At 29.1% G+C, this 13593-nt stretch carries 12 protein-coding genes; 6 read left to right on the forward strand and 6 right to left on the reverse strand.

All coding sequences use genetic code 11. The features are described 5' to 3' along the window. Nucleotides 1–9: 9 nt before the first annotated feature. From ACGHJ8_RS02120 to ACGHJ8_RS02140, 5 genes are all read right to left on the reverse strand, one after another. Nucleotides 10–429: a DUF2871 domain-containing protein gene (locus ACGHJ8_RS02120; RefSeq protein WP_390541430.1), complete on the reverse strand. Its 420-nt coding sequence runs from the start codon at nt 427–429 to the stop codon at nt 10–12. 90 nt (nt 430–519) lie between these two features. Then, a complete protein-coding gene (locus ACGHJ8_RS02125) occupies nt 520–2631 on the reverse strand; it encodes a sensor histidine kinase (RefSeq protein WP_390541432.1) in 2112 nt (703 codons plus the stop codon). Further along, nucleotides 2628–3341 carry a response regulator transcription factor gene (locus tag ACGHJ8_RS02130; protein WP_390541434.1) on the reverse strand — a complete coding sequence of 238 codons (714 nt, stop codon included), beginning with the start codon at nt 3339–3341 and terminating at the stop codon, nt 2628–2630. The genes ACGHJ8_RS02125 and ACGHJ8_RS02130 overlap by 4 nt, the downstream gene beginning before the upstream one ends. Before the next feature lie 75 nt (nt 3342–3416). Continuing rightward, entirely contained in the window at nt 3417–4106 is a 690-nt protein-coding gene (locus ACGHJ8_RS02135) for a TVP38/TMEM64 family protein (RefSeq protein ID WP_390541436.1), read from the reverse strand. 103 nt (nt 4107–4209) lie between these two features. After that, nucleotides 4210–4800: a hydrolase gene (locus ACGHJ8_RS02140; RefSeq protein ID WP_087357129.1), complete on the reverse strand. Its 591-nt coding sequence runs from the start codon at nt 4798–4800 to the stop codon at nt 4210–4212. Nucleotides 4801–4895: 95 nt separating this feature from the next. Here ACGHJ8_RS02140 and ybaK point away from each other — a divergent pair, with 95 nt between their 5' ends. Next, a complete protein-coding gene (gene ybaK / locus ACGHJ8_RS02145) occupies nt 4896–5366 on the forward strand; it encodes a Cys-tRNA(Pro) deacylase (RefSeq protein WP_390541438.1) in 471 nt (156 codons plus the stop codon). Nucleotides 5367–5377: 11 nt separating this feature from the next. Here ybaK and ACGHJ8_RS02150 read toward each other — a convergent pair whose 3' ends face one another. Further along, the gene (locus tag ACGHJ8_RS02150; protein ID WP_390541440.1) at nt 5378–6100 is read right to left on the reverse strand and encodes a metallophosphoesterase; all 723 of its coding nucleotides are present in this window, start codon (nt 6098–6100) and stop codon (nt 5378–5380) included. A gap of 231 nt (nt 6101–6331) precedes the next feature. On the opposite strand from ACGHJ8_RS02150, the gene ACGHJ8_RS02155 reads away from it, so the two are divergent. The 5 genes from ACGHJ8_RS02155 (at nt 6332) to ACGHJ8_RS02175 (ending at nt 13573) form a co-directional block, all read left to right on the forward strand. Further along, complete coding sequence (locus tag ACGHJ8_RS02155; RefSeq protein WP_390541442.1) at nt 6332–7231, forward strand: Rpn family recombination-promoting nuclease/putative transposase; 900 nt, start codon at nt 6332–6334, stop codon at nt 7229–7231. A gap of 152 nt (nt 7232–7383) precedes the next feature. Next, complete coding sequence (locus ACGHJ8_RS02160) at nt 7384–9078, forward strand: phospho-sugar mutase (RefSeq protein ID WP_087357124.1); 1695 nt, start codon at nt 7384–7386, stop codon at nt 9076–9078. Nucleotides 9079–9757: 679 nt separating this feature from the next. Then, a complete protein-coding gene (locus ACGHJ8_RS02165; RefSeq protein WP_390541444.1) occupies nt 9758–11083 on the forward strand; it encodes an ATP/GTP-binding protein in 1326 nt (441 codons plus the stop codon). A gap of 1 nt (nt 11084) precedes the next feature. Then, the gene (locus ACGHJ8_RS02170) at nt 11085–11741 is read left to right on the forward strand and encodes an RloB family protein (RefSeq protein WP_087357122.1); all 657 of its coding nucleotides are present in this window, start codon (nt 11085–11087) and stop codon (nt 11739–11741) included. A gap of 1268 nt (nt 11742–13009) precedes the next feature. Next, on the forward strand, nt 13010–13573 hold the full coding sequence (locus ACGHJ8_RS02175) for a hypothetical protein (protein WP_390541447.1): 564 nt from the start codon (nt 13010–13012) through the stop codon (nt 13571–13573). The last annotated feature ends 20 nt before the right edge of the window (nt 13574–13593 follow it).

Consider the following 13593-nt stretch of genomic DNA (forward strand, 5'->3'; position numbering starts at 1 on the left):
AAAAAAAATCTATTTTGAATAGATTTTTTTTCTTAAGATTATAAAGTATAAAATTAATGAAACAGTAAGTAAAATATGGGATAATCCAGCTATACCAGCAATCATGGCGTCCATTGAATGAGATAATGGAATATTAAGAACTTCTACAATTCCTCTTGTTGTTAACATGACAATAAAAAATGGTAAAGAGATGTTATATAAAATAAAGAATTTTTGAAATAAAGAACTTTGATATAAATGGATATCATCTTTTAGAAAGAGAGCTAACATCAACAATAGAAAAACACCTAAAATAAACAAATGTGTATGTGTCACACTTAATGTTGTTCTTCCGGTAAATTGATAAAATTTTGTGAACTCTCTATAAAAGACACCCATCACAAGTGCTAGAATCATATAGATCATGGCTGTATTGATTAATTTTTTCATAGTCTATCCTCCTGTCTATCTATCTTAATGATAGTGAAGATGTTTGTCAAATCTGATGCATAAGAAAAGAAGTTTTCATATCGAAAACTTCTATTGAGATTGTAAAAAAGTAATAACAGTTTTAAATAAATCACCATCAAGTTCTATATGGAACTGACCACCCTGTATTTCAGTAAAACTTTTCACAATGGCTAAACCTAAACCAGAACCATGACTGTTTCTAGATTTATCACCCTGTACAAAACGCTCCACAATTTCATTTTCATTAAAAGTCATTTCTGCTTCAGATATATTTTTAAAGATAATAGAAACGTGCTTATCTTTTTCTATAATATCAATATAGACTCTGGTATGTGCTAAAGCATATTTACTGATATTCATAAACAAGTTTTCAAAGATACGATAAGTTTTGGAACTATCCAAATGGCACATGATTTTTTCTTGGGCTATATTCCATTTGATAATAAGTTCTTTTTCTTCTAATTTATCTTGACATTCTAGTTGTGCCTGTTTAATTAATGATATAATATCTATATCCACTAAATCTAATTTAATATCTCCACTATTGGCTTTACTGACTTCAAATAAATCTTCAATTAAATTCTTTAATCTTAATGCATTTCTTTCTAATATCTCTAAATAATGTTTTTGATTATGGGATTGAAGATCTTCATTTTTTAATAAGTCAATATAAGTAATAATAGAAGTTAAAGGTGTTTTTAAATCATGAGATACATTTGAAATAAGTTCTGTTTTCATTTTTTGTGATTTCACTTCTTTTTCAACGGCTTTTTCAAAACCATGTTTAATGTGTACAAATTCATCTTTTAAAGGATTAAAAATACCAATATCTTGATTGATTTGAACATCAAAATCCCCTTGAGAAAGCTGTTTTGTTACTTGTAAGAGTGTATGATAGTCTGTTTGAATATCAATAAATTTCTTTCTGATTAAAATAAAGATAATGATAGAATAAACAACCGCAAAGAAGATACCAAACACAAAGAATAAAGAGCATCCAGCAATAATGAGCATATTAAATAAAACAATCTTTAAAACAGTTTTGTTGATAGAATCTTCTAAATCAAATTGAATGACCTTATTCATTGATCCATATCCTTGCGTGATGATCCAACCGGTACACGTGTTCTCTTTAAAATAAGCTTTCAAACCTTTGTGGAAAAGATATTTAATGAAATAAGCAAAAATCACAAAGAGTAAATAGAAAATGAAGAAATAAATAATATTGACGAGAGGTGTTAAATAAGGTTCCATAGCTTCAATGCCAAATTGTTGGAAAAAGTACGGAAATTGATCTTGAATTGTTCCAGAGAGTATGATAGCAGTGCCAAGATACATGATTGTGGCTAATGTTATCCATATAATAGCTAGAAATGCGAATTTAATACGCATGACAAAAGTCAAGAAGCGATTCTGTAGAAGATATTTCATAGGAATACATAAAGTGACAATACTACAAATGAAGATAGCTGTAAAAATATAAGGAAATGAATAAAGATGTAATTGACTACGAGATGTATTCAACAAATAAGAACCAATAGGGCTTGTCATATGCAATTGATCACTGACAGCTAAAGTGATTGTGATGTTTTGTAAAGGATGATAATGCAAAGTGACATCTTTTTGTGTGTTTTCATCAAAATAAGTTTGTGTGTAAGAAAAAAGAGAATCTAATGAATAGATGTTATATTCATTATCACTTGTAGAAATGATGCTTGGTATACCTTTTTCATTGAATTGGACTTGCATATACCATTGATATTTCTTTTGTAGATTTTTATTTGTAGATATTTGAGCAATGGAATCTTTGGTATTAGAAAATTGTTGCTGTGTTTGGTTGTTGATAATGTGAAAGAAAATATCTTCTTTTTGATGAAATTCATTAAGTTTATTTTCTATCTGATATTGAAAATCATAATAAGACTCATTGAAGTTATCTGGAGGTGATTGGTAGTAATCAAGAAGTGAAATTGAAGGGTCTTGATTTTGCTTTAATAAAAAGTCAGATGCATAACTGTACTCAACCAGATGAGATGTGACATAATCTGAAATATCCGTTTTTTCAAAATTAGATTTTTGAATAGCTTGATTGATAAGAGGATAGCATAAATAAGTTCCAATACTAGTAATGAAAAGAATGATTAAAAGTATGAAACTTGCAATATGTTGTTTTATTTTCATTGTTCATCCCTGCCTTGTTTTTCAATTTTATATCCAACACCCCAGACAACTTTTAAATACTGAGGATGTTTAGGATCAATTTCAATTTTTTCTCTTAAATTACGAACATGGACCATCACATTATCAGTATTAATAGCGTCTTCTTTCCAGACACTTTCATAAATGTTTTCAGCTGAAAAAACTTTACCGGGATAAGCCATCAGTAATTCTAAGATTTTAAATTCAATAGGAGTGACTTTGATTGGTTGATTGTCAACACTGACAGTTTTGGTATCTAAATTAAGTTCTAAACCACCAACTGTATAAATGTTTTGATTCTTTTGAGTTGATGTGGCTTCTAAATATTTGTGATAACGTCTTAATTGTGATGAAACCCTTGCTAATAACTCCATTGGAACAAATGGTTTTGTCATATAATCATCAGCACCAATATTTAAACCAGTGACTTTATCAATATCTTCAGATTTAGCTGATAACATGATAATAGGAAAATCATGCTTTTCTCTCACTTTCATGGTCATTTGGATACCATCCATAATAGGCATCATAATATCTACAATAGCTAAATGGATTATTTCTTGTTCTATGATTTTTAAACCTTCAACACCATTATGTGCTTTAAAAACATGATAATTTTGTGACTTTAAATAAATTTCAATCGCATCAGCTATTTCAATTTCATCCTCTACAATCAATATATTATCAATCATTTTATAATCCCCCTTACTTCCATACATTATACTTGAAATTATCAAAGAAAAGTAGAGGATAAAACGAAAGAAATTCTAAAGATGATAGGATAATGTCTTTTTATTGAGTTTATTGTAAATGAATAGACCTATCAATGAAATGATTCCTGTAACTGTAAAAACAATGATTGAAAACATATAATCTTCAATACCTAAAGCATGACCACCGATAGTAGAAGTAATGATGGATGGAATTCTTGCAATGGTTGTGATGAATAAAAATGTTGATCTTTTCATTTCTGTTAAAGGTATAAGATAAGTCAATAAATCTTTAGGAGTTCCCGGTATCAAAAAGATAAGGAAACAGAGCATATTACGTTTTTGAGGATTATGTAAGAAATGGACTTGTTTCATATCTTCTCTACTTATAAAATGTTCTATAAAAGGTTGTCCCCATTTTTTGACAAAAGTAAAAATAAGAAAAGAACCGATAGCACAACCTATTAAACAGAGCATTAATCCATGAATAGGATCATATATAAAACCTGCCATGATTTCTACTATTTCTCCAGGAAGGAAAACAAAGATGACTTGTAATATCATAATACATGTCAAAAAGATTTGTCCCCATAAACCATAGTTTTGAAGTTGTTTTCTTAACAGTTGTGGATTTTCAAATATTTGCATCATGGGTTGATATAAAAAGAAACAGAGAATACCCATAATCAAAATACATTTGAAAATAAATAGTAATTCTTTTTTGTGTTGTTGTATTTGATGAATCATATCTATCACTCCTATTGTCAATGATAGTATGAACGAAAAAATGAAAATAGAAACTGTAAAAAAAGAAAAGAATTTCTAAAGAAAAAAACAAGCAGTGCTTGTTTTACAAATATGATGACTGACTTTCCATAAAGTAAGTTGCTTCCATATCCGCGGTGGATAACGCAAAGGCAAGTGGGAACATTTCAAATGCTGCTCCAACATTTCTAGCGTCTTCATTCCCCGCAAAACCCATATGATATCGAATCGCAAAAGCTTCCTCTCTTTTTAAACGCATATAGCCACTAATCATATAAACGCTTTTTTCACCATGACCATAGGGGAGAGTGTCATGATATTCAAAGGTAGGAACCTGTGTCCATTGTCCATTTTCTTTAACGTTACGTATTCCCTTCTTATAACAATTAATTTTACACAAATCATGTAGTAAAGCAACAATCGCAATTGATTCTTCACTGTAATTGAGATGATATGTTTTTTGTACGCGTTCCCTTGATAAGTAATCTAATAGGCAATCATAAACATTTAAGCTATGTTCTAATAATCCACCTTCATAACTTCCATGAAAGCGAGTGCTGGCTGGAGCTTCAAAAAAATCTGAATTTTTAGACATAAGAAATTCTAATAATTTTTCACTTCCATCACGATGAATCTTTGTTTTATAGATTTCAATAAATCTTTCTTTATTTGTCATATTTTCACATCCTCTTTGTTTTAGTATAACAAAATTGTCTGTTTTTCGCTATGATGTTTTATTGTATAATAAATGATAATAAGGGGTTGATGAAAATGAAAACAAATGTATTAAGATTGCTTGATTATCAGCATATTTATTATGAAACGAAAGAATATGATTATGATGAAAATGATTTGTCTGGTAAACATATCATTGAGCAAGTTGATTTAAAACCAGAGGAAATCTATAAAACACTTGTATTACGTTCAGGAAATGATTATCTGGTATGTTGTATACCAGTCATGGAAGAAATTGATCTTAAAAAATTGGCTAAAGCGAGTGGGCATAAAAGTGTGGAAATGATTCGTCAAAAAGATTTGTTGCCATTAACAGGTTATATACGTGGAGGATGTTCGCCTATTGGCATGAAGAAGAAGTTTCCTACTTATTTTCAAGAAGACATATTATTATTAGACAAGGTCGCTGTAAGTGCTGGTAAAAGAGGAATTCAAGTGATTTTAAATCCTAAAAATTTAATAGCTTATGTCAATGGACAGTGTGTAGATGTCACAAGAAAAGAATAACAGGGTTTCTGTTATTCTTTATCAGTTATCTCAATAATTTCATTATATAAAATATGCATATTGCCTATATCTTTATCTATATGATAATGTCCTAAATACCAATCTTGGAATACAATATTCTTTTTAAAAAAATATAAGGTGCTATGAATGTCTTCATATTCTTCTCCATAAACACTCATATCACAAAGATTATAAAATCCTAAATATTCTTTGATGTCACGAGGGGCATCATGAGTTAAAATAATATCTACATGATTATTGTATTTTTCTAATGATTGTAAGGCATAATTGACTTCTTCATGAGTTGGTAATTCACCTTTCCACCAAGAAACACCCTCTTTTCTATAAGCACGATCAGTAGAATAACCACCACCAAATGTGAAAATTGTTTTATCGTTTATAGTAAAAACTTCACCACGCATAAGGTGGTAAATACTGTTATTGATTTTATGGATACGACCCCCATGCCATTGTTCAATAGGATAAGTTTGAAGTAAATCATGATTTTCATGGTTGCCATCTATCCAGAGTGTCGTCCATGGTTGATCATCTAACCAGTTTTGCCACCATTTGTCCGATTTTTCTAGTTCACCACCCCATACACATCCAAAATCACCACAAATAATAACATAATCATTTTTTGTCAGTGTTTTTCCTTCTTGAAAATGTCGTCTTGATAATTTTGTCATATCATACGAACCATGTGTATCACCGGTTATAAAAATTCTTGACATATGTTTTCCTCACTTTCTTTAAAAATATATCTTTCTATCATTCTAGCATAAAACTTTATAAAAATATGCAGATGAAAGGGAACAAATACTTTTATTTATGGAAAAGATAGAAATAATATTATATGCTTTAAGCAATTTATATGATATAATGTCTATAAAGATAAAAAAATTGAAAGTAAAAAAAGAAATCTGTCAAAAAAATGCGTATATATATAATAGGAGGGTTATTTTATGATGGATTTCAAGAATCTTTTTGACATACGCATTTACAACTATTTTCTCAATCATGAACGTCTGGCTGATTTTTTGAATGCTATTCTCTTTGACGGACAAATGATAATGGATACTCAAGATATCATCATCCTTGATTCCAACAGCAGTGGTGTTTTGTTGTCTAATGGCCAAACAATCAAGCGTACAAGAGATCATCTGCTTCTGGTGAGCCTGAATGGAGAGCAATGCATCATCGGACTGGAACATCAGTCCTACGTAGATAAAGGCATGTTTCAAAGAATCATGGAATATGATTATCTTAGCTATCTTAGACAGTATCATATCTATGAAAAGAACATTCATGAAAGAATCAATGGTGTCATGACTTTAGCTATTTATTATGGTGAAAGGAAATGGAACTACGCCAGAAGCTATAAGCAGATGATGAATCGAGGCATCAGACACCTAAGACGTTACATGAATGTTGAATTTCATCCACTGGTAGAAATGGTAAAGCTGGATGAAACAAGATTTCAAAACAAGGACAATCGAGATTTGATTATTGGGCTGAAGATTCTTTATGCAAAGAAGAAGGTACCAGAAAAGTTTATAGTCAGCCATGAACTGGCATGTCTGTTAGGAACACTGATTCATGATGAACGTATTTATCAGCTGATTGAAAAAAAGAAAGGGGCAACGAATATGAGTGACTATGTATTAGGAATTAGAAAAAAAGGAAGAAATGAAGGGATCATTACAACACTTATTAAACAATTGAATCAGAAGTTTGGAAATTTATCAAAAGAAACTATTAAAGCAATTAAACAAAGCAACAAGAAACAACTTAATTCTTTAACATTACATATCTTTGATATAGAAAAAGAGGAAGATATTAAAAAGATTTTATTAGGGAAATAAAGAAAAGTTTTAAAGTAATGATAGGGTTTACATGAAGAATATTATATTTGATAAATGCATAAAGATACTATGAAAAATGTTTTATTTTCAAAGTGAGTTTTTATAGCGTAGGTTTTTAAGATTTGTTATAATAGAAGCAGAGGTGAAACAATATGGATTATAAAGTAAATTATGAAAGATGGTTAAATCATCCTGCTATGGATGGAGCAACAAAAATGGAATTGCAAAATATGGGAGAAAAAGAAAAGGAAGATGCATTCTATACAAATGTTGAATTTGGAACTGCTGGTATGAGAGGGATTTTGGGACCAGGAACAAATAGAATGAATATCTATACAATTCGTAAGGCAAATGTTGGTTTTGCAAAATATGTCGCAGGTTTAGAAAATGGGAAAGAAAGAGGCGTTGCGATTGGATATGATAACCGACATATGTCTTATCGTTTTGCGATTGAAAGCGCTAAAGTTTTAGCAACTTATGGTATTAAATCATTTATTTTTGAAAGTTTAAGACCTACACCAGAATTATCTTTTGCTGTAAGATATTTAAAATGTGCTGGTGGAATCATGATTACTGCTTCACATAACCCAAAAGAATATAATGGTTATAAAGTTTATGATGATACAGGATGTCAGCTAATTCCAGAATGGGCAGATGAAGTTGTTAAATATGTCAATGAAGTTGAAGATGAATTAGATATTCATGTATGTAGTGATGAAGAAGCTTATCCATATATGACATGGATTGGTGAAGAAGTAGATGAAGCTTATTATAAAGCTGTTATGGGTATTGAAATTAATCCTGGTATGGATAAGAGTGGATTTAAAATTGTTTTCTCACCACAACATGGAACAAGTAATATTCCTGTTAGAACTTGTTTAGGACGTTTAGGATATGATGTTGTACCAGTACTTGCACAATGTGCACCAGATCCTGATTATACAAATACAAAATCTCCTAACCCTGAAGTAGACATGGCTTATGAATTAGCTATTATTAAAGCTAAAGAAGTTGATGCTGATGTTGTTGTTATTTGTGATCCTGATGGAGATAGATTAGGTGTCGTTGCTAAACATGATGGAAAATATGTTTTGATGAGTGGTAACCAGTCTGCTGCTGTTTATCTTGAATATATTTTAAGTCAAATGAAAGAAAAAGGAACATTACCTGATAATGCAGTTATGTATAATACCATTGTTACTTCTGATTTAGGTGAATTAGTAGCGAGAAGCTATGGTGTAGATGTTGAAAAAACATTGACTGGATTTAAATTTATTGGAGATAAGATTCGTAAATATGAAAAAACTGGAGAAAAACAATTTGTCTTTGGTTATGAAGAATCTTATGGATGTGTTGTTAAAGATTTCGTTAGAGATAAAGATGCTGTACAGGCTGTCTTAACTGCTGCAGAAGCTGGTAACTATTATAAAAAACAAGGTAAAGATTTAATTGATGTATTAAATGAATTATATGCTAAACATGGAGCATTTAAAGAAAGTCAAATTGCTTTATCTAAAGCAGGAGCTGCTGGAGCTGCAAGAATTAAAGAAATTATGGATAATTTAAGAAAAGATGCACCTACTGAAATTGGTGGTGTTAAAGTTGTTGCTGTTGAAGATTATCAGACAAGTGTAAGAACTGAAAATGGAAATGAAACAACAATTGATTTACCAAAATCAAATGTATTGAAATATTATTTAGAAGATGGTTCTTGGATTGCTGCTAGACCTAGTGGAACTGAACCAAAATGTAAATTCTATTTCTCAATTAAAGGTGCAACTGTTGATGATGCAACTGCTAAAACAGAAGTATTCCAAAAAGATATGATGAATATTATCGGTGAATAATACAAAAAGACAAAAAACGTTGATAAAATCAACGTTTTTTTGATGAGGTGCTGTAATTTCCGTTTGTTTTCCGCTTAAAAACATTATTTATGCATATTATTTAAGTTTGTTTAAGTTGAAATTATAATAATCAAATAAAAGATAAAAGTTGAGTAAACTATATTAAAAAGAAAGTCGTTCAATTTTTTGATTACACAAAAATTTTAAAGGCTTTCTTTTTAATTTGATTAAGAAAAAAGTCTTCTAATACTATCGACCAATAATAAAAAATATTGATTTTATCAATGCCTTTTTAATTGTTATAGTATTTTTGTCATTCAAGGACTACGTTATCTATTTGACTTGTTTTGCGATGAATGAATTCCAATCATTTGAATTATACTATCAAGATACTCTATAAATTTTTCTAATACGTCATCTTCTTCAAGTATTTTATCATAGCTTTTCGTTAGCATTGACTCTATTGCGGTAGCTTTCTATCAGCAATGCTGAAATGTTGAATAGTTTGCAAGAGATAATAGATAAAAAAGAGAAAAATGAATAAAATATGTATATTTTCACAATTTTAGGCATATAATAATTAATAAATTAAATGATTTTGCGATTTTTTTGCAAAATCATTTAATAAAAATCATCTTTATGTTAAAATGTTAATGAAAAAGTGAAGGAAGGTGAAAATATGCTTTTAGATTTTAGGGTTGAAAATTATAAATCTTTTCAGGATGAAGTTTCTTTTTCAATGATCCCTGCACCTAAACAAAAGGGATTAGATTATAGTGTATTTGAAGAAGCCATTGGTAAGAAGAAAATCAATGCAATATGTTCATCTGTTATTTATGGACCAAATGCTTCTGGAAAAACGAATATCATAGGTGCTATGGATACTATGAGATCTATAGTGCTTAGAGGAAATATATTAAATGTTAATGAGTCTTATCCAAATGAAGCAGCTAATTATTTAGAGTTGATTCCTAATAATAAACTTACAGAAAGAAAACCTGTTAAGTTTTTCATTTCATTTACTGAAGAAGGGTATCATATAGAGTATTCATTTTCAATGAACGTTGGTTTCTTTTTAGAAAAAGATTTTAAAAGAAATATTGAACGAGAAATATTGAACGTTAATGGAATGGAGATATTTGATCGTAGTTTTGATAAGCTTGAGTTCAATTATTCTAAAAAGATATCTGAATTGCTAGATATGAATTCTAAAGAATCTAACAAATTGTACGAAGTAGCCCTTAATAGTCTTAATGACACTGAACTATTTTTAATGAATGGTTTTAAGTTAATTATTTCCAGAAAGCTGGTTGAATTGATACAAAACTGGTTTAAAAATAAATTCATGGTTATATATAAGGCAAACGCTATCGAGTTAATTCGTAGATTTGAAGATATAGATTCTCCAGGATTCTATGTTGAAAAAACGACTAATGAAGCAGCTAAAATATTTGGTTTAAATTCAAATGCTGTAGGTTATATGGTTTCAGATGAAGATCAGAAAACAAAACTATGTTCTGTTTTAGATGATCAAAATTCAAATAAGAAAGTTATCATCAATGCTAAGACGTTTGAGTCATATGGAACGATAAGATTTATTAATTTATTTCCTCTGGTTATAAAAGCTATGTATACAGGTGGAACATTAGTTATAGATGAATTTGATGCTTCCATTCATCCTATGGCTTTAATGAATATTATTAATATATTTCATGACGATGAGATCAATATTCATCATGCGCAGTTGATTTTTGATACACATAATCCTATCTTTTTGAATTCTAATCTGTTTAGAAGAGATGAAATAAAGTTTGTTGAAAGAGATGAAGATAATTTTAAAAGTGATTTATATTCTTTATCAGATTTTGGAACTTCAGGTACTAGTGGTGTTAGAAAAAATGAAGATTATATGAAAAATTACTTTATTTCACGATATGGTGCAATCTCTGATATAGATTTTTCTCCTGTATTTAGAGAATTGATTTCTAAAAAAGGAGAGGATTGATATGGTAAAAAAATATACTAATAAATATTATTTCAGTGTCGAAGGTGAAACTGAAAAGTGGTATCTTGAGTGGCTAAGAGATCGTATTAATGAATTGGATGAATCTCGCTATAAAGTGGCAATTGATTGCAAAGTGGAAAAAGATCCATATAGACGTGCGAAAAAAATGACTATTGCAAGCAAAACAGAAATTTGGCATTTATCAGATTATGAAAGTAATGATGAATTTCATGTTCAGCAATTTAAGCAGACTATTGATAATTTGAAAAAGGCTTCCGGTATAGGAAAGAATATAGTTTATAAATTTGGCTATAGTAATTTTACATTTGATTTATGGATCATATTACATAAAATGGATTGTAATGGTCCAAAAACTGATAGGAAGCAATATATTAATTCAATTAATAGAGCGTATAACAAGCATTTTTTAAGCATGGATGATTACAAGCATAAAGATCATTTTAATAGTTGTTTAAAACAATTGAGCATTGATAATGTAAAAAAAGCTATAGAACGATCAAAACGTATTATGCAATCTAATCAGGCTAATGGATATCAGTTGCAAAGATATAAAGGTTATAGTTTTTATAGAGAAAATCCTTCTTTGATGGTATGGGAAGTTGTTGAAAAAATATTAAAAGACTGCAATTTAATATAGAAAGGAAGAAATTTTAACACGGTAAAATGACCGTGTCTTTTTATTATGAAGATAACAAAGACTAGATTTTTGAATATGGAAAACCACCACCTAAAAATTCTAGATATAAAGGAAAGATAAGAAATGATACAGTTGATAGCTATTTTGGTTATACAGACAGAGATGAAGCTAAAAATGATTATAAGACTGTTGAAAAAATGGCTATATAGGGAGTCATACAACAGGGTCATATAGCTCTATGGAGGTTTTAAATACAAAGAGGTGTTGAATGCCAAATTAAATGGCAAAAAGTTCTTCAATTTATTTGGTTAGGATACAAGGTGAAAAAACTATAATATTCAAATTAAATTGTTCTAATTATTCATATTATTTGCTGGGGGGGAGATAACAAAAAAATGCATCTAAGATGCACTTTTATTGTAGTCTTCAAATACTGATTTGATTCCATATACAATTCTATGACATATATCTAAATCTTCGAATACTTCGTATATTGCCTCTGTATTCCAGAACATGTCTGTTGGTTTAATGTAGAATACAAGCACACGGTAAAATTACTGTGTTTTTAGCTTGTATGATTTTAGTTTTATGTAACAATTACAATTATAAAACGAATGAAGATTGTAAGTAAAAAATATGGTTTGTTGAGTATCTCGGTTCATTGTTACTTCAAAATAAATAAGTTATTTTATGTTTTAACTTTGCATGTTGCTATTTTCACATTTGTTGTATTTGAAGATATTTCTTTGAAATGTTTGTGCCATAAATTAATTAAGGTATATCTTTTAAACTTTAATTTTTTGGTACGTACTTTATTCTATTTATGGAGTAGAAATTCAGCTGTTTTATTGTACTGTTAAGTTGATCTATTGGAATATAATCTATGGTATTGTTTTATAATGAAGTTTTTATCCGGATAGTATCTATTATCACTTTATAGGGATTTTGCAATAGTATTTGACTCTTATAAAGAAGATTTTCATATGAAAATGGTAATGAAGTATGAGTATATGTATTCTTATTGTAATCATCCAACAAAAATATACACGATGGTAACTTTTTCTTTTGATTTAAACAAAAATATGATATTATTATATTATGAGTTACATTATTTTTCCATATTTTAATGAAATATGTTAAAAATGTTACTTCTATACAATTAATAAATGGAATTTTTTGTTTTTAAAAATGAAAGCGCTATTAAAATCTAAACTAGAAATGGTGGCTTTTTATAGTGTTTGGGGAGAATGAAATAGGGGGGAGAATTTATGGAGTATATTATTGCTATAGTTATTCTTTATGTGATTATTGTTTATGTTGTTATTCCTTTCTTGGAGTTTGCATTACCAATAGTTTCTAAGATTTTGCTTGCTGTTGGGGGTGTTTTAGCGATTTATGGTGCTTTTAAGGTAGCTAAAGAATATTTTAAAAATTTAAAGCAAAATCTGGATTTTAAAAACTATGGTTATAAAGATGAGGGGGAACCTGCTCAAAAGAGTTATTTTTTTGGACCTGGGTATCAGCAATTATATGGAACTATTAAAGGTGGAATATCTAGCAGTTATAGTGAAGTTAAAGATTTGTGTTATAGCGTTTATGATTTTTTTGATGATTTGAGTGATTCATTCATTTCAAAAATTATAGCAATTGTTTTGATTATACCAATTGCTATAGTATCTGCAATTATTGCATTAATATTTACTTTATTATGTATTGCTATACAAGGTGGTATTACATTATTAGTCATGGCTCTTGTCTATATTATTTTTATGCTAACATACATCTGCGATCGTTCATATCGATTAATCAAAGGGATTCACTTGGACTGTTAACACTGTAAACAACAATTTAC

Source organism: Massiliimicrobium timonense (genome assembly GCF_042850985.1).
Lineage (GTDB): Bacteria > Bacillota_I > Bacilli_A > Erysipelotrichales > Coprobacillaceae > Allocoprobacillus.

Excerpts from the sequence above, each read along its gene's own strand:
- ACGHJ8_RS02120 (WP_390541430.1), bottom strand. The coding sequence starts at position 429 with ATGAAAAAATTAATCAATACAGCCATGATCTATATGATTCTAGCACTT.
- ACGHJ8_RS02125 (WP_390541432.1), bottom strand. The coding sequence starts at position 2,631 with ATGAAAATAAAACAACATATTGCAAGTTTCATACTTTTAATCATTCTT.
- ACGHJ8_RS02130 (WP_390541434.1), bottom strand. The coding sequence starts at position 3,341 with ATGATTGATAATATATTGATTGTAGAGGATGAAATTGAAATAGCTGAT.
- ACGHJ8_RS02135 (WP_390541436.1), bottom strand. The coding sequence starts at position 4,106 with ATGATTCATCAAATACAACAACACAAAAAAGAATTACTATTTATTTTC.
- ACGHJ8_RS02140 (WP_087357129.1), bottom strand. The coding sequence starts at position 4,800 with ATGACAAATAAAGAAAGATTTATTGAAATCTATAAAACAAAGATTCAT.
- ybaK (WP_390541438.1), top strand. The coding sequence starts at position 4,896 with ATGAAAACAAATGTATTAAGATTGCTTGATTATCAGCATATTTATTAT.
- ACGHJ8_RS02150 (WP_390541440.1), bottom strand. The coding sequence starts at position 6,100 with ATGTCAAGAATTTTTATAACCGGTGATACACATGGTTCGTATGATATG.
- ACGHJ8_RS02155 (WP_390541442.1), top strand. The coding sequence starts at position 6,332 with ATGATGGATTTCAAGAATCTTTTTGACATACGCATTTACAACTATTTT.
- ACGHJ8_RS02160 (WP_087357124.1), top strand. The coding sequence starts at position 7,384 with ATGGATTATAAAGTAAATTATGAAAGATGGTTAAATCATCCTGCTATG.
- ACGHJ8_RS02165 (WP_390541444.1), top strand. The coding sequence starts at position 9,758 with ATGCTTTTAGATTTTAGGGTTGAAAATTATAAATCTTTTCAGGATGAA.
- ACGHJ8_RS02170 (WP_087357122.1), top strand. The coding sequence starts at position 11,085 with ATGGTAAAAAAATATACTAATAAATATTATTTCAGTGTCGAAGGTGAA.
- ACGHJ8_RS02175 (WP_390541447.1), top strand. The coding sequence starts at position 13,010 with ATGGAGTATATTATTGCTATAGTTATTCTTTATGTGATTATTGTTTAT.